This is a genomic window from Sphingomonas sp. OK281 (assembly GCF_900115295.1).
Classification (GTDB): domain Bacteria; phylum Pseudomonadota; class Alphaproteobacteria; order Sphingomonadales; family Sphingomonadaceae; genus Sphingomonas.
Genome location: NZ_FOVZ01000002.1, coordinates 905,990 through 924,843 on the forward strand (window position 1 = coordinate 905,990; position 18,854 = coordinate 924,843).

The 18,854-nt window shown below is 66.4% G+C and carries 18 protein-coding genes and 1 other RNA gene; 6 read left to right on the forward strand and 13 right to left on the reverse strand.

The window, feature by feature from the left end; genetic code table 11:
- Window positions 1-156 precede the first annotated feature (156 nt).
- From BM244_RS10245 to BM244_RS10255, 3 genes are all read right to left on the reverse strand, one after another.
- Window positions 157-852 (reverse strand): class I SAM-dependent methyltransferase, encoded by a 696-nt coding sequence (locus tag BM244_RS10245; RefSeq protein ID WP_093398778.1) that lies wholly within the window; start codon window positions 850-852, stop codon window positions 157-159.
- A gap of 23 nt (window positions 853-875) precedes the next feature.
- Window positions 876-2,003: a peptide chain release factor 2 gene (gene prfB / locus BM244_RS10250; RefSeq protein ID WP_056051599.1), complete on the reverse strand. Its 1,128-nt coding sequence runs from the start codon at window positions 2,001-2,003 to the stop codon at window positions 876-878.
- A 134-nt stretch (window positions 2,004-2,137) separates the two neighbouring features.
- Complete coding sequence (locus BM244_RS10255) at window positions 2,138-4,657, reverse strand: penicillin-binding protein 1A (protein WP_093398779.1); 2,520 nt, start codon at window positions 4,655-4,657, stop codon at window positions 2,138-2,140.
- Between the two features lie 476 nt (window positions 4,658-5,133).
- Here BM244_RS10255 and hrpB point away from each other — a divergent pair, with 476 nt between their 5' ends.
- The gene (hrpB, locus tag BM244_RS10260) at window positions 5,134-7,662 is read left to right on the forward strand and encodes an ATP-dependent helicase HrpB (RefSeq protein ID WP_093398780.1); all 2,529 of its coding nucleotides are present in this window, start codon (window positions 5,134-5,136) and stop codon (window positions 7,660-7,662) included.
- An 8-nt stretch (window positions 7,663-7,670) separates the two neighbouring features.
- Entirely contained in the window at window positions 7,671-7,952 is a 282-nt protein-coding gene (locus tag BM244_RS10265; RefSeq protein ID WP_056051595.1) for an ETC complex I subunit, read from the forward strand.
- A gap of 100 nt (window positions 7,953-8,052) precedes the next feature.
- On the opposite strand, the gene BM244_RS10270 is transcribed toward BM244_RS10265, so the two are convergent.
- The 4 genes from BM244_RS10270 to BM244_RS10285 are packed head-to-tail and all read right to left on the reverse strand — an operon-like array spanning window position 8,053 to window position 10,684.
- Window positions 8,053-8,556: an NUDIX hydrolase gene (locus BM244_RS10270; protein WP_093398781.1), complete on the reverse strand. Its 504-nt coding sequence runs from the start codon at window positions 8,554-8,556 to the stop codon at window positions 8,053-8,055.
- The gene (locus tag BM244_RS10275; protein WP_093399098.1) at window positions 8,553-9,218 is read right to left on the reverse strand and encodes a TPM domain-containing protein; all 666 of its coding nucleotides are present in this window, start codon (window positions 9,216-9,218) and stop codon (window positions 8,553-8,555) included. The genes BM244_RS10270 and BM244_RS10275 overlap by 4 nt, the downstream gene beginning before the upstream one ends.
- 1 nt (window position 9,219) lies before the next feature.
- A complete protein-coding gene (locus BM244_RS10280; RefSeq protein ID WP_093398782.1) occupies window positions 9,220-10,077 on the reverse strand; it encodes a TPM domain-containing protein in 858 nt (285 codons plus the stop codon).
- Window positions 10,078-10,087: 10 nt separating this feature from the next.
- Window positions 10,088-10,684: a LemA family protein gene (locus tag BM244_RS10285; protein WP_093398783.1), complete on the reverse strand. Its 597-nt coding sequence runs from the start codon at window positions 10,682-10,684 to the stop codon at window positions 10,088-10,090.
- 105 nt (window positions 10,685-10,789) lie between these two features.
- Between BM244_RS10285 and mscL the strand changes: the two genes are divergently transcribed.
- Complete coding sequence (mscL, locus tag BM244_RS10290) at window positions 10,790-11,260, forward strand: large conductance mechanosensitive channel protein MscL (protein ID WP_093398784.1); 471 nt, start codon at window positions 10,790-10,792, stop codon at window positions 11,258-11,260.
- Between the two features lie 149 nt (window positions 11,261-11,409).
- On the opposite strand, the gene BM244_RS10295 is transcribed toward mscL, so the two are convergent.
- Entirely contained in the window at window positions 11,410-11,841 is a 432-nt protein-coding gene (locus BM244_RS10295) for an RrF2 family transcriptional regulator (RefSeq protein WP_060526568.1), read from the reverse strand.
- A 120-nt stretch (window positions 11,842-11,961) separates the two neighbouring features.
- Here BM244_RS10295 and ssrA point away from each other — a divergent pair.
- Window positions 11,962-12,317, forward strand: a transfer-messenger RNA (tmRNA) gene (ssrA, locus tag BM244_RS10300).
- A 72-nt stretch (window positions 12,318-12,389) separates the two neighbouring features.
- Here the strand turns inward: ssrA and BM244_RS10305 are convergent.
- From BM244_RS10305 to truB, 5 genes are all read right to left on the reverse strand, one after another.
- Complete coding sequence (locus BM244_RS10305) at window positions 12,390-13,121, reverse strand: hypothetical protein (protein WP_139226902.1); 732 nt, start codon at window positions 13,119-13,121, stop codon at window positions 12,390-12,392.
- A gap of 135 nt (window positions 13,122-13,256) precedes the next feature.
- A complete protein-coding gene (locus BM244_RS10310) occupies window positions 13,257-13,616 on the reverse strand; it encodes a response regulator (protein WP_175518157.1) in 360 nt (119 codons plus the stop codon).
- Between the two features lie 140 nt (window positions 13,617-13,756).
- Window positions 13,757-16,171 (reverse strand): polyribonucleotide nucleotidyltransferase, encoded by a 2,415-nt coding sequence (gene pnp / locus BM244_RS10315; RefSeq protein WP_093398787.1) that lies wholly within the window; start codon window positions 16,169-16,171, stop codon window positions 13,757-13,759.
- 248 nt (window positions 16,172-16,419) lie between these two features.
- A complete protein-coding gene (gene rpsO / locus BM244_RS10320; RefSeq protein ID WP_055881152.1) occupies window positions 16,420-16,689 on the reverse strand; it encodes a 30S ribosomal protein S15 in 270 nt (89 codons plus the stop codon).
- 18 nt (window positions 16,690-16,707) lie between these two features.
- Entirely contained in the window at window positions 16,708-17,733 is a 1,026-nt protein-coding gene (gene truB, locus BM244_RS10325; protein ID WP_093398788.1) for a tRNA pseudouridine(55) synthase TruB, read from the reverse strand.
- Window positions 17,734-17,879: 146 nt separating this feature from the next.
- Here truB and BM244_RS10330 point away from each other — a divergent pair, with 146 nt between their 5' ends.
- Both BM244_RS10330 and BM244_RS10335 read left to right on the forward strand, forming a co-directional pair.
- Window positions 17,880-18,335 (forward strand): PaaI family thioesterase, encoded by a 456-nt coding sequence (locus BM244_RS10330; RefSeq protein ID WP_093398789.1) that lies wholly within the window; start codon window positions 17,880-17,882, stop codon window positions 18,333-18,335.
- Window positions 18,332-18,733, forward strand: a complete 402-nt coding sequence (locus BM244_RS10335) for a PaaI family thioesterase (RefSeq protein ID WP_093398790.1) — start codon at window positions 18,332-18,334, stop codon at window positions 18,731-18,733. Before BM244_RS10330 ends, BM244_RS10335 begins: the two co-directional genes overlap by 4 nt.
- Window positions 18,734-18,854: the final 121 nt, after the last annotated feature.

Consider the following 18,854-nt stretch of genomic DNA (forward strand, 5'->3'; position numbering starts at 1 on the left):
GTGCCTGCCCCCAAATCCACCACACCGGCGGAGGCCGGGGCCCAATTGGGGGACGTCGCCAACGACGCGCAGTTCGCGGTTACTGTGACCTTTCCAATTGGGCCCCGGCCTCCGCCGGGGTGGTGCCTCGGGATCGGTCACGACCCGAATCCAATCTCACCCCAGCCGACACGCCCGGATCGCTTCCGGCGCCGGCCGCGGCCCGGTCGCGCGGAACGTCGCGATGTACCCGCCCGCCGAGGGCATGTCGTCGGTATCGACCTGCGTATAGCCGACCGCCGCGAACTCGCACTTCAGCAGCGCAGGCGGCGTGCCGTGGTTCTGCGTCGGCCGGTTCGCATCGACCACCACCACCAGCCCGTCCGGCTTCAGCGACGGCCGCAACCGCCACAGGAACTCGTACGGCTGCTCGATCTCGTGATACATGTGGACCATCAGCACTCGGTCGAAGCTCGCCTCGGGCAGTTTCGGATCGTTCGCCTCGCCCAGCTTCACGCTGACGTTCGCCAGGTCCTCGCGCGCGACGCGTTCCGCGAGCTGGTCGCGCACCGCCGGGATGATGTCCTCCGCGAGCACGCGGCCGTCCTTGCCGACCCGCGCCGCGAGACGGATCGTGTAATAGCCTTCGCCCGCGCCGATATCCGCGACCGTCATGCCCTTGCGGATCTCGCCCTTGTTCATGACCTCGCCGGCCTCGTTGAGCCGGTCGCGCGCTTCCTCGTTCGACCAGCGCGTCGAGACGATCGACGCGACCGGACGGTCGGCGGCGGGGAAGACCGGCCCCTTGGGCTCGCGCTTGATCAGCGGCTTGCTACCGTCGCACGCTGCGAGCAGGAACACCGGCGACAGCATCAGGGCAAGGACACCCCGCAAGCTCAATCGACGTCCTCCACCTCGACGGCCTCGCCGGTCACGCGCTGCGACAGCGCCGCTGCCATGAACATCTCGAGATCGCCGTCGAGCACGTCCGACGGGCTGGTCGACACCACGCCGGTGCGCAGGTCCTTCACCATCTGGTACGGCTGAAGCACGTACGATCGGATCTGGTGACCCCAGCCGATGTCGGTCTTGCCGGCGTTCTCGGCATTCGCCGCAGTCTCGCGGATCGCCAGTTCGCGCTCGTACAGACGTGCGCGGAGCTGGTTGTACGCCTCGGCCTTGTTCTTGTGCTGCGAGCGCTGGTTTTGGCACTGCACGACGATCCCGGTCGGGATGTGCGTGATGCGCACCGCCGAATCGGTCGTGTTGATGTGCTGGCCGCCGGCACCCGACGCACGATACGTGTCGATGCGCAGGTCGCTCTCGTTGTATTCGACCTCGATATTGTCGTCGACGACCGGATACACCCAGACGCTGGCGAACGACGTATGCCGCCGCGCCGCCGAGTCGTACGGGCTGATCCGGACGAGCCGGTGCACGCCGCTCTCGGTCTTCGCGTAACCGTACGCGTTCTCGCCTTTCAGCAGCAGCGTCGCCGACTTGATCCCCGCCTGCTCGCCCGAATGCTGGTCGACCAGCTCGACCTTGAGACCGTGACGCTCGCCCCAGCGCGAATACATTCGGCTGAGCATGCCTGCCCAGTCCTGGCTCTCGGTCCCGCCGGCGCCCGCGTTGACCTCGATATAGGTGTCGTTCGCGTCGGCTTCGCCTGCCAGCAGCGCCTTGATCTTGTCCTTGTCGGCACGCGCGGCGAGTTCGGCGAGCGACGCAACGCCGTCCGCTTCCATCTCGGTATCGCCCTCGGCCTCGGCCATCTCGATCAGTTCGGCGGTGTCCGACAGCTCGCTCTGGATCGCGCGCGTCGCGCTGATTGCCTCGTCGAGACGACGACGCTCGCGCATCACCTCCTGCGCGGCCTTGGGATCGGACCAGAGCGCCTGATCCTCGACGCGCGCGTTCAGCTCGTCGAGACGACGCAGCGCGCGGTCCCAGTCGAGGAAGCGGCGCAGCAGCGCCAGCGCGTCGTTGATGGTGTCTACGTGAGCCTGCGCTTCGGCGCGCATGATATTCTCCAAAAATTCCGCCGCCCCGGCGGAGGCCGGGGAAATTTCGTCGTCCCGGCGGAGGCCGGGATCGCCGTCCCAAGCGAGCGGGGCGGGTCACCGGCGGGCGCCGGGATGACGTCTATATAAGCGCGCTAGTAGATTCCGCCTTGTCTTTGCAAGAAATCGCTGTCGCGCGGGGCTTCGGCCTTCTTCACCGCGGTCGTCGTCGTAGTCGCCGTGGGGGCGACATCCGAGCGTCGTGCAGCGCGGCGCGGTTCGCTCTCGGGCTTGAACGCTTCCCAGATCACCGCGGGCTTGGGATCGCTCGTATCGGGCCACGTGCCATAGACCGGCCGACCGCTCGCGCGATCGATCCGGACCATGCGGATGCCCGCCGGCGCGCGGAACGGCAGCTTGGGGAGGTCCTCATACGCTTTCACCGCGAACTGCTTGAAGATCGGTGCGGCGAGCGTACCGCCCTGCGCTGCGCCACCAAGGTTCTTCGGCGTGTCGAACCCGATATACAGCCCGCCGACGAACTGCGGCGTACCCCCGACGAACCACACGTCGGTCGGGCCGTTGTTGGTGCCGGTCTTGCCGAACATCGGTCGATCGAGATCGCGCAACGTCACCGCGGTGCCGCGCTGGACGACGCCTTCGGTGATGTGGACCATCTGGTACGCGGTCATCGCGTCGAGCACCTGGCGCTGGCGCGTGATCGGCCGCGGCATCGGTTTGCCATCCCAGTCGGGCGCGTTGCAGCGATCGCACGGCCGCCAGTTCTCGGGCCAGATCACCTTGCCGTGACGGTCCTGGACGAAGTCGATCAGCGACGGCGGGCCGCCCTTGCCGTTGTTGGCGAGGATCGAATATGCGTTGACCATCCGCCCGACGGTCGTCTCGCCAGCGCCGAGCGCGTAGGAGAGATAGGGCGCGTAATCGCCGACGCCCATCTTCTTGATGGTCGCGACGACCTTGGGCATGCCGGTCTGCGCGGCGGCGCGCACGGTCATCAGGTTGCGCGACTGCTCGATTCCCCAGCGCATCGTGTGCGGGCCGGACCCGCGCGAATTGCCGAAGTTGCGGAAGCATTTCTGCCCCAGCCGCGCGCCCTGATACACGCAGAACGGCCCGTCGACGATGATCGACGCGGGCGTCATCCCGTTGTCGAGCGCGGCGGAATAGACGATCGGCTTGATGGTGGAGCCCGGCTGGCGCATTGCCTGAGTCGCGCGGTTGAACGCCTGCAAGCGGTCGTCAAAGCCCCCCTGCATCGCCAGAACGCGGCCCGATGCCGGCTCCTCGACGACAAACGCGCCCGAGACCTTGGGGATCGCTCGCAGCGAGAATTCGCCACCGTCCGGCGCCACCGCGATGATGTCGCCCGTCTTGATCGCGCCGAACGCGTTGCCGCCCTTGCCGCGCACCGGCATCTGCGCCGCATAGCGCGGCAGCGTGCCGGTCTTGCCGGTGCGGAAGCCGAGGCTCCAGGCGTTGCCGTCCTTGCCCGTCACGATCGCCGCGACCCAGTCGCGGTAGTCGAGCGCGATATTGCTGTTGAGCAGGGGCTGGAGCCAGTTGTCGTCCTCGATCTCGACATGACGGATCGGGCCGTTCCAGCCGCGTCCGCTGTCGAACCGCACCAGACCATCACGCAAGGCTTGCTGCGCGAGATCCTGCAGCTTCGCGTCGAACGACGTCCGCACCCACAGCCCGCCCGAATAGACGCTGTAGGGTCCGTCCTTCGCATTTTCGCCGAACTTCGCCATCAGCTGACGGCGGACTTCCTCGACGAAATAGCCGCCGACGCTCTCGAACTTCGGCGTCCGCCGCATCACCGCGCCGAGCGGCTCGGCATTGGCCTGGTCATGTTGCGCGCGCGTGATGAAGCCGTTGTCGAGCATCCGGTTGAGCACATAGTTGCGCCGCGTCATCGCGCGCTCGGTGTTGCGCACCGGATCGTAGTTCGACGGACCCTTGGGCAGGATCGCGAGATACGCCATCTGCGCGAGATCGAGCTGGTCGAGCTCCTTGTCGAAATACGCATGGCTCGCGGCCTCGACGCCGAACGCGTTGCGGCCGAGCGCGATCTGGTTGAGGTACAGCTCGAGGATCTGTTCCTTGGTCAGCGTATCCTCGATCTTGTACGCCAGCACCGCCTCGCGCAGTTTGCGCGACGGCGAATAGGCGTTGCCGATCAACAGGTTCTTGGCGACCTGCTGCGTGATCGTCGAGCCGCCCTTGGCGCGTTTGCCGGTGCCGAGCTTGGTCGCATAATCGTACACCGCACCGGCGAGGCCGGGATAATCGACGCCGTGATGCTCGAAGAACGACTTGTCCTCGGCGGCGAGGAACGCCTTCACCAGCAGCGGCGGATATTCGGCGTAGCTCAGTTCCACGCGGCGTTCGCGGGCGTAGCTGTGGATCGGCGTGCCATCAATTCCGCGGACGTTGGTCGGCAGCGGTGGCTCGTACGTCCGCAGCGTGTCCACGGAAGGGAGGTCGCGCATGACCGCGAACCAGAACGCGAAGATCGCGACGAAGCCGAGCACGACCAGCACCAGCGCCGCCTTGGTCCACCGACTCGCCCAGGCGCGCGCGACCCTGCCGCGCAGCCGGTCGGAAGTGCGGCCTGTCGCCGTCGTCGAGGTGGGGGAGGGATCGGACGCCATGATTACTGCCGCAGCGTCTAGCAGGTTCGCGGGCGCTTGCCAGCCTTCGGTGGTCGGGGGGCGAGGCGGGCTGTCGCAACGCGTTCGTCAGCGACAAACTCGTTCGGTGCCCGATCCATCCGGATATGTGCACCACCCCGGCGGAGGCCGGGGCCCAATTGGAGACGTGGCAGTAACGGAGCGCAACGGCCTTCACCGCCGTTTCCCAATTGGACCCCGGCCTTCGCCGGGGCGGTGTGGGATGGAATATACGTGATTGGCTGATCAAGGTCCGCCAACCGTGCTGAAGGCCGGGGAGTGTTCTCTCCGAACACGTCATCCCTGCGAAGGCGGGGGCCCATAACCTCCGGCACCTGCGACTTCATCGCGAGGTCAGCCAATATGGGTTCCCGCCTCCGCGGGAATGACAGCGCAGTGAGTACTGCTTCCGACGACAAAACCTGTCGCCAACCCCGCTACTGTGGCAGCAGGCGCGCATGACCCCGCCGCCGCTCCCGATCCTCGCCGTACTTCCCGACCTCCTCGCCACTCTCCGCGACCGCACCTCCGCGGTCCTCGTTGCCCCCCCAGGCGCTGGCAAGACCACCGCGGTAGCGCCGGCCCTCCTCACCGAACCCTGGTGCACCGGCGAGATTCTCCTCCTATCCCCCCGCCGCCTGGCCGCGCGCGCGGCCGCCGAACGCATGGCCTCGACCGTTGGCGAGCCCGTCGGCCAGACCTTCGGCTACGCCACCCGCATGGACAGCAAGCGCTCCGCCGCGACCCGCGTGACGGTGGTCACGGAGGGCATATTCGTCGTCCGTATCCAGGCCGACCCCGAACTTGCTGGCGTCTCGGCCGTGCTGTTCGACGAAGTCCACGAACGCAGCCTCGACGGCGATTTCGGCCTCGCGCTGGCGCTCGACGTGCAAGCCGGCTTTCGCCCTGATCTCCGCATCGTCGCGATGTCCGCAACGCTCGACGGTGCAAGGTTCGCGGCTTTAATGGACGAGGCTCCCGTCATCGAGAGCGAAGGCCGAAGCTATCCGCTGACCCTCCGTCACATCGGCCGCCAAGCCGAACTCCGCATCGAGGACTCGGTCGCGTCCGCGATCCGCCGCGCACTCGGCGAAGCGGAGGGGGGCGTGCTAGCCTTCCTCCCCGGCGTCGCGGAGATCGAGCGCACCGCCGACCGCCTCGCTAACCTCCCCGACGACATCGTCCTGCACGAACTCCACGGCAGCCTCGATCCCGCCGCGCAACGCGCGGCGATCCTCCCCGAGCCCGACGGTCGGCGCAAAGTCGTGCTCGCTACCAGCATCGCCGAGACCAGTTTGACGCTCGACGGCATCCGCATCGTCGTCGACTCCGGGCTCGCGAGACGCCCGCGCTACGACCGCGCGGCGGGGATGACGCGCCTGGTCACCGAGCGTGCGAGCCAGGCGGCGGTCACGCAACGCGCCGGCCGCGCCGCGCGGCTGGGGCCGGGCGTCGCGTATCGGTTGTGGGAAGAGGCGGCGACCGCCGGGCTTCCGCGGTACGATCCGCCCGAAATCCTTGAGGCGGACCTGTCCGCACTGGTGCTCGCCTGTGCATTATGGGGTGTCGGCGATCCGCGCGACCTCCGCTGGATCGACCCGCCCCCCGCCGCCGCGATCGACGAGGCGATGGCGCGGCTGACGACGCTGGAGGCGATCGAGGATGGCCGCCCAACTCCGCATGGCCGCGCGATAGCTAAACTCCCGATGCCACCAAGACTGGCGCACATGCTGCTGCGAGCGGGGGAGCGCGGGTTGGCAAATGTAGCGGCGCAAATCGCGGTGCTGCTAGGCGAACGCGGCATTGGCGGGCAGGACGTCGATCTGGAAACCCGCCTCCGCCGCTGGAAAACCGAACGCGGTTCGAAGGCGCAGGCGGCACGCGCCATGGCGGATAGGTGGGCGAAACTTGCCCCCCCTCCCGCAAGCGGGAGGGGGCTGGGGGGTGGGCTCGCGCCATCCGCGTCGCGCGACGTCGAGGCCGGGCGCCCCCCCCCCAGCCCCCTCCCGCTTGCGGGAGGGGGGGCAGAAGTGTGTGTCGCGCTCGGCTTCCCTGACCGGGTCGCACGCCGCCGTGACCCGTCCGGCGAAACCTGGGCCTCGGTCGGCGGCCGCGGGTTCAAGCTCGACCCGACCTCGCAGCTCGCCCGCTCCGAATGGCTCGCCGTCGCCGACACGCAGGGCTCGGCCGCTGGCGCGCGCATTCTCTCCGCCGTAGCGATCGACCAGGCCACCGTCGAAACTCTCTTCGCCGATCGCATCGAATCCCGTCGCACCGTCACGTTCGATTCCACAACCGGCGGCATCCAGACGCTGCGCGAACGCCGCCTCGGCGCGATCCGCCTGTCGAGCGGTCCCGACAGTGGCGCCGATCCCGACGCCATCCTCGCCGCACTGGTGGAGGGCGTCCGCGAGCACGGCTTCGCGCTGCTACCGTGGAGCGATGGCGCCCGAGCCCTGCGCGACCGTGCCGCCTATGCGGGCGTACCGCTCGACGACGAAACCCTGCTCGACCGCGTCGACGAATGGCTCGCCCCGCTTCTGACCGGCAAGCGCCGACTCGACGCGATCGTCTCCGGCGCGCTCGCCGAAGCCTTGCGCAACCTGCTCGGCTGGGACGCGATGCAGACGATCAACCGGCTCGCCCCGCCCGATTTCACCAGCCCCGCCGGCAGCACGCACGCGATCGATTACGCCGCGGAAGGAGGGCCCCGAGTCGAACTCCGCGTGCAAGCCCTGTTCGGCCTCGCGGTGCATCCGACGATCGGCGAGGCTCGCGTACCGCTGGTGCTGAGCCTCACATCCCCCGCCGGCCGCCCGATCCAGACGACGCGAGACCTGCCCGGTTTCTGGGCGGGCAGCTGGACCGCGGTGGCGAAGGAAATGCGCGGCCGCTACCCCAAGCATCCCTGGCCCGACGACCCCGCCGCAGCGTCCGCCACGCTGCGCACGAAAAAGGCGGATGCAAGGGCCGCCGGTTCGCGATAAGGGGGCTCATGCCAACCGCCCGTATCTTTCAGCGCCCCAAGAACGCCATGCAGTCCGGCAAGCACCGGACCGACGCCTGGCAGCTCGAATTCGAACCCTCGGAGCCCAAGCGCCCCGACCCGCTCACCGGCTGGGCCGGCAGCGGCGACACCCGCGATCAACTGCGCTTGCTGTTCCCGACCGCGGAAGCCGCGATCGCGCACTGCGAGCGGGAAGGTTTCGGCTACACCGTCGTGCCGGCACCGCAGAAGACGCTGAAGCTGCAGAGCTACGCGGACAATTTCAAGTAAGCCCGCGGGAGCGGCGCTAGGCCCTCCCGTACGTCCTTGTTCTCCCGCGAAGGCGGGAGCCCAGTCTGGGTCCCCGCCTTCGCGGGGAAACAGGTCTTGGTTAGAGTATCGACCCCGCCAGAATCAGCAGCATCTTGGTATCGATCGCCACGCCAGCCTTACGCTTCTCCGCCACGAACGCCGGCACGTCCGCCAGTGCCACCCGGTGCACGGTAATGTTCTCGTCACCATCCCCGCCGCCGTCGCTTACCTTCGTTAGCCCGGTCGCGCGGACCAGCGTGAAGCATTCCGACGTCATCCCGGGCGACGAATAGAACACGCCAAGATCCTCGATCGCGTCTGCGCGGTAGCCGGTCTCTTCCTCTAGCTCGCGGCCGGCCGCCACCGCGACGCTCTCGCCCGCGGTTTCGTCACCGACCAGCCCGGCCGGCAGTTCGAGACATGCGCGGCCCAGCGGCACGCGAAACTGCTCCACCAGGATCACGTCGCCTTCGTCGATCGCGATGATCACCGCCGCCGCGATCTCGCCCTGGCGCGCGGCGAATTCCCACGTGCCCTCGGTCTGCACGGTCAGGAATTTTCCGGCCCATACGGTCTTGCTCATAGTTCGATCAGCCTGTCCGGAAGTTCGTTCACCGGCGCACCGGTCCGCGGGAAATGTTCCGCTAGTACCGCGCCGATCTGCGCGACGGCATCCGCCATCCCGTCGGCGGGGCGATCGTCGCGGACACCGGCCAGCACCGCGGCCATCGCTGCGCCCCAGGTCTCGTTGGGCACGCGCGAGTGGATCGCGTCGTCGGCGATAATCTCCGCGCGGTGCTCGGCCAGCGACAGATACAGCAAGACGCCGGTCGAACCCTTGGTCCGCTTCTCGGCCCCCGCACGGAACAGGAGCAGAGCCCGCCGCCGCACGCGCCGCGCCTTGGTCGCACCCGGCGTCAGCGCCAGCCGCGCCGGTGTCCACGCCAGCACCAGCCGCACCGCCAGAAACACCAAGGTCACCAGCACCAGCGCGACCACGTACAGCGCACCCTGCGGTGCCGACTGCCAGGGATCGACCAGCGCGTAGATGTGGTCCGCCGCGACCGGGTGGTATGCGAGCAGCGCCAGCGTCAGCAGCATCGCCAGCACGCCCCAGTGCATCGACACATCGTGATAGGCATCCGACTGCCGTGCGACGATCGTGACGATCTCGCCGGTCGTCGCGGTTTCCGCCTGCGTGACCGCCGCGGTGACGCGGTCGTGGTCGGTGTCGCTCAACCGCATGTCACCATCCCCCCGATGCGCCGCCGCCGCCGCCGGATCCACCGCCGCCGCCGCCAAAACCACCGCCGCCCCAGCCGCCGCCGCTATCGCCGCCGCCACCGCCCCAGCTTCCGCCGCCGCCACTACCGCCGCCACGAGTCATCGCGTCGGCGATGCTCCACAAGACGATCGGCAAGGCGCCGCTGCCACCGCTGCGGCTGCCGCCATCGACGTAATGCTTGCCACCCGCGCGCCGCGAGATCATCGGAATGACGATCGCCGCCAGCACGATCCCGAAGAAGATCAGCCCGATCGGCACACCGCCACCGCCCGAATTCGATCGACGATGCGTCTTGTCATACTCCGCCGCCGCGGCCGTCACCTTCGCGCGCGCCTCCGCATCGGGCAGCGCGAGCTGGTCCGCCACCGCGTTCGTCCCCGCGACGATGCCGCCGGGGATGTCGCCCGCCTTGAAGCGCGGCAGGATTTGCTGGTTGATGACGACGCTGGAGAACGCGTCGGTCAGCACCGGTTCCAGGCCGTAGCCGACCTCGATCCGCACCTTTCGGTCGTTCGGCGCGACCAGCAGGATCGCGCCATTGTTCGCGTCCTTGAGCCCGACGCCCCAGCTTCGGATCAGCCGATTGCCGTAATCCTCGATCGGATAGCCTTCGAGGTCCGGCACCGTCGCGACGACCAGCTGGTTGCCAGTCGACTTTTGCAGATCGTCGAGCCGCTTGGTCAGCGCCGCTTCCTGATCGGGCGGGATGACGTTCGCCGCATCGACGACGAAGCCGGTGAACTTGGGAAGCGTCTGCGCGGTTGCGGCGCCGCTAACCAGCAGCACCGCGAACGCTAGCTTCAGGAGATGGCGGAGCATAATGCTCGGATCAGCTCGCGTTGCCGAAGTTCACCGTCGGTGCGGTCTCGGCACCCGGCGTGGTCGCCGCGAACGGCACCATCGGCTTGGCGCCATAGAAGATCTTCGCGCCGACCGCGTCGGGGAAGGTGCGGATCTTGGTGTTATACGCCTGCACCGCGCCGTTGTAATCGCGCCGCGCGATCGTGATGCGGTTCTCGGTACCCTCGAGCTGGCTCATCAGCGTGGTGTAGTTGCCCTGGCTCTTCAGCTCGGGATACGCCTCCTGCAAACGCTGGAGCGAGAGCCCGACGGCACCCTGGACGCGCTGATACTGCTCCATCTTGGCAGGGTCGGAGAGATCGGCGGCCGAAACCTGCACCGAGTTCGCGGCAGAGCGTGCCTGCGTCACCTGGACGAGGATGTCCTTTTCCTGCGCGCCTGCTGCCTTCACGGTCGCGACGAGGTTGGGGATCAGGTCGGCGCGGCGTTGATAATTGTTCTGGACGTCGGCCCAGCGCGCCTTCGCGGTCTCTTCCGCAGTCGGAATGCTGTTGATCCCACATCCGGCCAGCGCCGATGCGAGGAGGATCGCGGCGGTACCGCGGGCGATTGGGGCACGTGACATCGGGGCTCTCCTGAATACCTGTGTCACCCTCATAGGACAGTCCGCAGGGTTGGCGAAACCGAAATCGGTGGCTAGCCTAAAGGTCGAACAGCAAGGGGAGCGCGGATGCTCAAGGAATTCAAGGCGTTCATCATGCGCGGCAACGTGCTCGATCTCGCCATCGCGGTGATCATCGGTGCGGCGTTCGGCAAGATCGTCACGTCGCTGACCGACGACGTGCTGATGCCGGTGATCGGCAAGATCTTCGGCGGGCTCGATTTCTCGAGCTATTTCTGGCGGATGGGGCCGGTGCCGGCGAACTACGCGGGCTCGCTGAGCGATTACGCGGCGTTGAAGAAGGCGGGCGTGCCGCTGCTCGGCTATGGCGCGTTCGCGACGCAGCTCGTCAATTTCGTGATCGTTGCGGGTATCATCTTCATGATCCTGCGCGTGGTGAACCGGACGGCGGCGCTGATCGAGCGCGAGACGGCAAGGTTGAAGCGCGAGGAAGAGGCGGTGGCCGTCGCGCCTGCGCCCGAGCCGGTGGAGATCGCGCTGCTCCGCGAAATCCGCGACGAGCTGAAGGCCCGGGGGTGATCGCTTTGTCCCTTTCCCCTGCGGGGAGAGGGAGGGAGGAGCCGTAGGCGACGGAAGGGTGAGGGGAGTGAGGCTCGGTACTCCACATCCCAACTCCCCCTCATCCGGCGCTGCGGCGCCACCTTCTCCCCTAGGGGAGAAGGATAGGGTTACGCCGCTACCAGATCCTCGGCGTTCGCATCCGCCAGGCTCGTGCCATCCAGGATCCGCGCGGTCTCGTCGCGCACGCGCATCATCGCATAGCGGATCGCGCAGTCCGCCTCGCTCTTGCAGTCGAGGCACGGGCGGTACGCGGTCCGGCTCACGCACGGCACCAGCGCCAGCGGCCCCTCGATAATCCGGATGATCTCGCCGAGCGAAATCAGATGGCTCGGCCGTGAGAGGCGGTAGCCGCCCATCTTTCCGCGATGGCTGTGGAGCAAGCCGGACTCGCGCAGGTCGGCGAGGATCAGTTCGAGGAATTTGCGCGGCACGTTCGCCTCGGCGGCGATCCGCGTCATCGGGATGGGAGGGCCACCGGCGGGAGCACCGCCAAGGAAGATCATCGCGCGGAGCGCGTAGCGGGAGCGCTGCGTCAACATAATGCAGGTTGCTATGCACGCGCTTTGTGGCGAGCGGAAGGCGGTTTGGCACGCTGTGTGCTAACCCGCTGGAGATTTATTCGGGGAGGGCCGCCACCGCCCCAGTCTTTTCATTTGGCCGGGCTTTTCAGATCGATGCGGCCCCCCTATATCGGTCAAGCCGTCGAGGGAATCTTCTCTTGGCGGCTATGGCGATAAACCGTGGCGTGTCATAGACACAGCGGACCCGGGGGCAGTACCCGGCGACTCCACCACCGCCCTCTTCGCAAGAGGGGGACGATGACGGGGTCGAACTAGGATCGACGTGTGTTCAACGACGCTATGTTTCGCTCGGAATGGGACCACCGCAACGGCCCATACACAAGTGCCAACGATAACGAAGCACTCGCAATTGCCGCATAACTGACGGTCTAACGACCTAAGTTATACGGACGAAAGCGCGGTTCGGGCCACACCGGGCAACAGAAGTGGACACCGGCGGTACGGGGGGCACCGAGCAACAGAAGCTCCCCACTATCCCGACATATAGCGCCGATCAGGCGCCCCGATCAGGCCGCAAGGTGCTCGACCAGCCGCAGTACCGGCGGGCTGAAGCCAAGCGGGCCGACCAGCACGTTGGTCACGACCAGCACGCCGCCACCCCAGTAATAGGCCGGATGAATCCGCCCGCGCAGGCGCAGGTCGAAGATCATCCCCACTATGACGTACACCGCCATCGACGCGAACACCGCGAGCGGCGCGAACTGGCCCAGCAGCGGCATCGGCAGGATCCGCCCGAGCGCCGGCGACATGACCAGGATCGTCCCGCACAGCATCAGGCGCTTGTGCCACGCAGCCTGTTTCCGCAGCGCGATCGCCCAAGCGGTCAGGATTCCGAAGCCGAGGATGCCGAGCACGTCGAGCACGAGAAAAACGCCGGGCGGGAAGAACGGCGGTACCCGGTGCTGCTGGACGGCTGCAACGGTAGTCACGATGCCGAGCACGACCATCAACGCTGCGATAATGGCGCCGAGCACGCCAAGCTGGCGGTGCCGGACGATCGAACCTCGGACGATCAACCAGTTCTGCACAACATAGAGCAAGATCCACGCAAGGAATGCGGCGGCGTGCAAATGAACTTGGCCGGGGAGTTCGAGAAAAGTCCAGTGCATCCGCGCGGCATTCAGCGTGAAGCCGAAGATCACCGTGACGGCGATCGCTATCGCCATGCCAAGGAAGAAGCGGCGCTCGCTCGCCACGACGTTCCGCCCTGTAAACCCTGCAATGTTCACCGATGCCATCATGCCGCCCCCGCGAGTCGATGCTCAGGCGACGGAGGATGATCCTAATATCGACACGCGGCAACTCTTATGATGCGCGAAGTTCGTCGCGAATTCGGCAAGAAAACCCGGATGAGGGTCTGTTCGCTTGGCCGATCAGAACTGAAGAAGTTTGCTGAGTTGTGCGCCGGTATAGGGCTTCTTCACGAAGCGTGCGGCACTTGGCAACGCGTCACTGGCTCCGTTATCGGCACCCGACGTAACGAGGATCGCGATATCGGGACGTTGCGCGTGCACGGCATTGGCCAGATCGATGCCATTTAGAGCACCGGGCATGCGGACATCGGTAAAGAGTGCGGCAATATCGGGTCGCTCTTCGAGCTTCGCCAAGGCGTCGGCCGCATTGCTGGCTTCGACGACTTCGTAGCCGGCATCCTCCAACGCGAGGTTGGAATGGACCCGGACCAGGGCATCGTCATCGACGACGAGGATAACGGACTTCGAAATAGCGTTCATAGCGGTTCGAACATCCGGCATGCCGCTCCGTTCCAACATACGTCAATCTTTCAAGTCGGAACGGGGCGAAGGGAGCCTGACATGAGAAAGGGGCCCGGTTTCCCGAGCCCCTCCATCAATTGCCGTTAGGCCGCAAAGGCTTAGTCGCGATCGCCGGTCAGGAACGCCGGCGCGAACTCCGGTGCCTTGTCGCCGTCGGTGCGTGCTGCACGCTCTCCGCCGTTGCCACCGCCGTCACGACGCGGACCGCGGCCACCGCCGTTGCCGCCTGCGTCACGGCCGCCATCGCCGTCACGACGCGGGCCACGCGAGCCGCGGTCGCCGCCGCCGCCTTCGCCGCGCGGACCACGACCGCCGCCGCCGTTACCGGCATCACGGCCGCCATCGCCATCACGACGCGGGCCGCGCGGACCACGATCGCCACCCTCACGGGGCTCACGAGCAGGACGCGTGTCCTCCAGCTCTTCGCCGGTCGTCTGGTCGACGACACGCATCGAAAGGCGAACCTTGCCGCGGGGATCGATCTCGAGAACCTTGACCTTGACCTCCTGGCCTTCGGTCAGCGCGTCCGACACCTTCTCGACGCGCTCGTTCTTGATTTCGGACACGTGGACGAGACCGTCCTTGCCACCCATGAAGTTCACGAACGCCCCGAAATCGACCAGGTTGACGACCTTGCCGTCATAGACCTTGCCGACTTCGGCTTCCTCGACGAGGCCCTTGATCCACTTGATCGCGGCTTCGATCTGCGCGGGGTCGGAGGACGACACCTTGATCACGCCCTCGTCGTCGATGTCGACCTTGGCGCCGGTCTGCGCGACGATCTCGCGGATCACCTTGCCGCCGGTGCCGATGACTTCACGGATCTTCGACTTGTCGATCTGGAAGCTCTCGATGCGCGGTGCGTGCGCCGACAGTTCCTCACGGGTGTGGTCGAGCGCCTTGGCCATTTCGCCCAGAATGTGCGCGCGACCTTCCTTGGCCTGCGCCAGCGCCTTGCCCATGATCTCTTCGGTGATGCCGGCGATCTTGATGTCCATCTGCATCGTGGTGATGCCCTCGGACGTGCCAGCCACCTTGAAGTCCATGTCGCCGAGGTGATCCTCGTCGCCAAGGATGTCGCTGAGAACCGCGAAGTTCTTGCCCTCGAGGATCAGGCCCATCGCGATGCCCGACACCGGACGCTTGAGCGGCACACCGGCATCCATCATCGACAGCGAACCGCCGCAGACCGTCGCCATCGACGACGAGCCGTTGCTCTCGGTGATGTCCGACAGGACGCGGATCGTGTACGGGAATTCTTCCTTGGTCGGCAGCACGGGGTGCAGCGCGCGCCATGCGAGCTTGCCGTGACCGACTTCGCGACGACCCGGCGCACCGAAGCGACCGACTTCACCGACCGAATAGGGAGGGAAGTTGTAGTGCAGCATGAAGTTTTCGTAGCTGAGACCGTTCAAACCATCGATCATCTGCTCTGCGTCACGCGTACCGAGCGTGGTGGTGCAGATCGACTGCGTTTCGCCACGCGTGAACAGGGCCGAGCCATGCGTACGCGGGAGGAAGTGGACCATCGCCTCGATCGGACGGATCTGCGTGGTGGTGCGGCCGTCGATGCGGGTGCCGTCCTTGAGGATGGCGCCGCGGACGATCTCCGCCTCCAGCTTCTTCATCAGCTTGCCGGCAGCCATCTGGTCCTGCGGGGACGCGTCTGCAAATGCGGTCTTGCCCTTCGCACGAGCGGCATTCAGCAGGTCGGACCGCTTGGACTTGTCGGTGACCTTGTAGGCAGCCGCGATGTCCTTGCCGATCAGCTTCTTCAGCTTGTCCTTGGCGGTCGAGAGGTCGGCCTGCTCGGCCATTTCCCAAGGATCCTTGGCAGCCTTCTCGGCCAGATCGATGATCAGGTTCGCGGCTTCGCGGCAGGCCTTGTGGGCGAACTGCACGGCGCCGAGCATGATCTCTTCCGAAAGCTCCTTGGCTTCCGATTCGACCATCATCACGGCCTGGCCGGTGGCAGCGACGACGAGGTCGAGATCGCCAGCCTTGGCTTCTTCCAGCGTCGGGTTGAGGATGTACGCGCCATCGACATAACCGACGCGTGCCGCGCCGATCGGGCCCATGAACGGCACGCCCGAGATCGTCAGCGCTGCCGAGGCCGCGACCATCGCAAGGACGTCCGGCTCGTTCTCGCCGTCATACGACAGAACCTGGCAGATCACGTTGATCTCGTTGTAGAAACCCTCGGGGAAGAGGGGGCGGATCGGGCGATCGATGAGACGGCTGGTCAGCGTCTCCTTTTCGGTCGCGCCGCGCTCACGTTTGAAGAAGCCGCCGGGGATGCGACCGCTCGCGGAGAACTTCTCTTGGTAATGGACGGTGAGCGGGAAGAAATCCTGCCCTTCCTTGACGGTCCGTGCAGCCGTCACGGCGCACAGAACGACGGTCTCGCCGAGGGTGGCGAGGACTGCGCCGTTGGCCTGGCGCGCAACGCGGCCGGTCTCGAGCGTCAGCGTCTTGCCGCCCCACTGGGCGCTTACGGTCTTGGTATCGAACATTCTTTTTCCTTCACTCCGGTCGCCAGATGCGAACGGGGCCTATGTGCGGGCTTAGCCGGCCCGCGGCGGTGTGGAGCGAGTTGTCGCTCCTAAAGGGATCGGCCGAATTGCCTCTCCCTAAATTCCACCCCGGCGAAGGCCGGGGCCCAATTGGGGTACGCTGCTTGTCGCGTGCGCCGCCAGTTTAAATTCTTTTTGCCCTGATGCCAAAAGGGGCGACCTTTCGGCCGCCCCTCTGGTTACTTGGGTTACTTGCGGAGACCGAGCTTCGCGATCAGATCCAGATAGCGCTGGCCGTCCTTGTGACGGAGATAATCCAGCAGCGTCCGGCGCTTGTTGACCATCATGAGAAGACCACGACGCGAGTGGTTGTCCTTCTTGTGGCCCTTGAAATGCTCGGTTAGGTTCTTGATGCGCTCGGTCAGGATCGCGACCTGGACTTCCGGCGAACCGGTGTCACCCTCGGCGCGCGAATGCTCCTTGACGAGCTCGGTCTTGCGTTCAGCGGTAATCGTCATGAATTCATGTCCTCGACATCACAGATTGAAACCGCGAACGACCCGGACGTCTCCGTCCTCGACCTCGACCAGCGCGACCGGGACAGCGTCCAGTTCGGCGAAGTATTGGCCATCGTCTGCGGCGATCCCGGCCAAGATACGCCCCTGTCGGAGCGCCCCTGCCTGGTCGGGGGTGAGGGAGAGAGCCGGGATGTCGTCCAGCGCCACCCTCAAGGGCAGAAGTACATCTTCAAGCGCGGAGGCCTTAGCGAGTTCGTCCAGTTTGTCCAGCGATATCGCGGCGCTGAGGTCGAACGGGCCGGCCTTGGTTCGGCGAAGCATGGTGACGTGGCCGACCGTTCCGAGGGCGATCGCGATGTCGCGCGCGAGGGAGCGGATGTAGGTGCCCTTCGACACATGCGCGGTGAGCGTGACCTCCTCAAGGGGGGAATGGGGCAGGGTGACCTCCTGCAAATCCTCCCCGGCACGGGGAGGGGGACCGCCGTCCGCTTGGACGGGGGTGGAGGGGGGCTCGCCAAACGCGTCACGCTCGCGGAGATCCCCCTCCACCAGCTGCGCTGGTCCCCCTCCCAGTACCAGAGAGGATAGCGAATGAATCGTCACGTCCCGGCTCGCGAGCACCACCTCATGTCCGGCCCGCGCCAGATCATACGCCCGCTCGCCATCCACCTTCAAAGCGGAATACGCCGGCGGCACCTGAGAAATCGGCCCGGTGAACTGCGCGAGCACAGCCTCCACCGCAGCGAGAGTCGGCCGCACGTCGGAGGTAGCGATGCTTACCCCTTCGGCATCCAGCGTATCCGTCTGAACCCCGAACATCACCGTGAAATCATAGATCTTGTCGCTATCGAGCATCCGACCGGCCAGCTTGGTCGCCTCCCCGACGGCAATCGGCAAAACCCCGGTAGCCAGCGGATCGAGCGTCCCGCCATGCCCCACCTTGAACTTGCCATACCCGCCGTTGCGCAAAGCACGCTTCACCGCCGACACCCCCTGCGTCGATCCAAGCCCCAGCGGCTTGTCGAGAATGATCCAGCCGTGCATCTTTTTGTCCCCGAAGTGCCCGACGGTTAAGGTCCGTCCGACCACGCGCGCCGCAGGTTGGACCTGTCGCCCGGCGGCGTGGCGGTATTACACGCGGCGATCCGCTGCAATGTTGCGTGCGCGCACCCGGCGTGTAGAGGCGGCGGATGGCTGGTTTTGATCCACAATGGTTTGCGACGCGCGGGTTCGGCGGGCACGGCGCCGCGCTGGGGATGCGCTATCACGCGCATGGCGACGACTGGGCGGAGCTTGCGCTGCCCTATGACGAACGGCTGATCGGCGACCGCGCGAGCGGCGTGATCGCGTCGGGGCCGATCATCACGATGATGGACATGGCGACGAGCCTCGCGATCTGGATAAAGCGCAACGCGTTCGTGCCGCATGCCACGCTGGACCTGCGGGTCGATTACCTGCGGCCGGCGACGCCTGGCAAGACCGTGATCGGCCGGGGGGAGTGCTACCGGATCACGCGCTCGATCGCGTTCGTACGCGGGCAGGCGCATGACGGCGACCCGAGCGATCCGCTGGCGCATGTCGCGGGGACGTTCATGGTGGTGGGCGATGTTGCCGGCATGGGTCTCAACAGAAGGATCGAGGCATGACGATCGGCTTGCCTCCCTATGCCGAGATCCTGCGCGTTTCGGTCGAAGCCGAGGACGGTGCGCCGCCGGTATTGCTGATGCCGTTTGCGGATGACGTGCTGGGGCGGCCGGGGTTTCTGCATGGGGGTGCGATCTCGGGGTTGCTCGAGATGGCGGCGATCGCGGCTTTGCAGCATGCGCTGGAGGCTGAAGGTGCCACTGGCTCTGAAGCCCGGATCAAGCCGGTGAACGTCACGGTCGATTTCATGCGGGGTGGCAGGGACAAGCCTACGCGGGCGGCTGGCGTAGTGACTCGGTTGGGCAACCGGGTTGCGAATGTCGAGGCGACCGCGTGGCAGGGCGAGCGCGACAAGCCGATCGCCGCCGCGCGGATGAACTACCTGATCGTGCGGGACTAGCGCGTCTGCTCCCCTTCCGCTTAGCGGAAGGGGTCGGGGGAGGGGCGTGCCTCACAGACTGGACGCCAGTACGTACGTCGCGCCCTCCCCTGACCCCTCCCGCAAGCGGGAGGGGAATTTA

Excerpts from the sequence above, each read along its gene's own strand:
- BM244_RS10285 (WP_093398783.1), bottom strand. The coding sequence starts at position 10,684 with ATGTCACGTGCCCCAATCGCCCGCGGTACCGCCGCGATCCTCCTCGCA.
- truB (WP_093398788.1), bottom strand. The coding sequence starts at position 17,733 with ATGCACGGCTGGATCATTCTCGACAAGCCGCTGGGGCTTGGATCGACG.
- hrpB (WP_093398780.1), top strand. The coding sequence starts at position 5,134 with ATGACCCCGCCGCCGCTCCCGATCCTCGCCGTACTTCCCGACCTCCTC.
- BM244_RS10305 (WP_139226902.1), bottom strand. The coding sequence starts at position 13,121 with ATGGCATCGGTGAACATTGCAGGGTTTACAGGGCGGAACGTCGTGGCG.
- BM244_RS10245 (WP_093398778.1), bottom strand. The coding sequence starts at position 852 with ATGCTGTCGCCGGTGTTCCTGCTCGCAGCGTGCGACGGTAGCAAGCCG.
- prfB (WP_056051599.1), bottom strand. The coding sequence starts at position 2,003 with ATGCGCGCCGAAGCGCAGGCTCACGTAGACACCATCAACGACGCGCTG.
- BM244_RS10280 (WP_093398782.1), bottom strand. The coding sequence starts at position 10,077 with ATGCTCCGCCATCTCCTGAAGCTAGCGTTCGCGGTGCTGCTGGTTAGC.
- BM244_RS10265 (WP_056051595.1), top strand. The coding sequence starts at position 7,671 with ATGCCAACCGCCCGTATCTTTCAGCGCCCCAAGAACGCCATGCAGTCC.
- BM244_RS10275 (WP_093399098.1), bottom strand. The coding sequence starts at position 9,218 with ATGCGGTTGAGCGACACCGACCACGACCGCGTCACCGCGGCGGTCACG.
- BM244_RS10255 (WP_093398779.1), bottom strand. The coding sequence starts at position 4,657 with ATGGCGTCCGATCCCTCCCCCACCTCGACGACGGCGACAGGCCGCACT.
- pnp (WP_093398787.1), bottom strand. The coding sequence starts at position 16,171 with ATGTTCGATACCAAGACCGTAAGCGCCCAGTGGGGCGGCAAGACGCTG.
- BM244_RS10295 (WP_060526568.1), bottom strand. The coding sequence starts at position 11,841 with ATGTTGACGCAGCGCTCCCGCTACGCGCTCCGCGCGATGATCTTCCTT.
- mscL (WP_093398784.1), top strand. The coding sequence starts at position 10,790 with ATGCTCAAGGAATTCAAGGCGTTCATCATGCGCGGCAACGTGCTCGAT.
- BM244_RS10330 (WP_093398789.1), top strand. The coding sequence starts at position 17,880 with ATGGCTGGTTTTGATCCACAATGGTTTGCGACGCGCGGGTTCGGCGGG.
- BM244_RS10310 (WP_175518157.1), bottom strand. The coding sequence starts at position 13,616 with ATGAACGCTATTTCGAAGTCCGTTATCCTCGTCGTCGATGACGATGCC.
- BM244_RS10335 (WP_093398790.1), top strand. The coding sequence starts at position 18,332 with ATGACGATCGGCTTGCCTCCCTATGCCGAGATCCTGCGCGTTTCGGTC.
- BM244_RS10270 (WP_093398781.1), bottom strand. The coding sequence starts at position 8,556 with ATGAGCAAGACCGTATGGGCCGGAAAATTCCTGACCGTGCAGACCGAG.
- rpsO (WP_055881152.1), bottom strand. The coding sequence starts at position 16,689 with ATGACGATTACCGCTGAACGCAAGACCGAGCTCGTCAAGGAGCATTCG.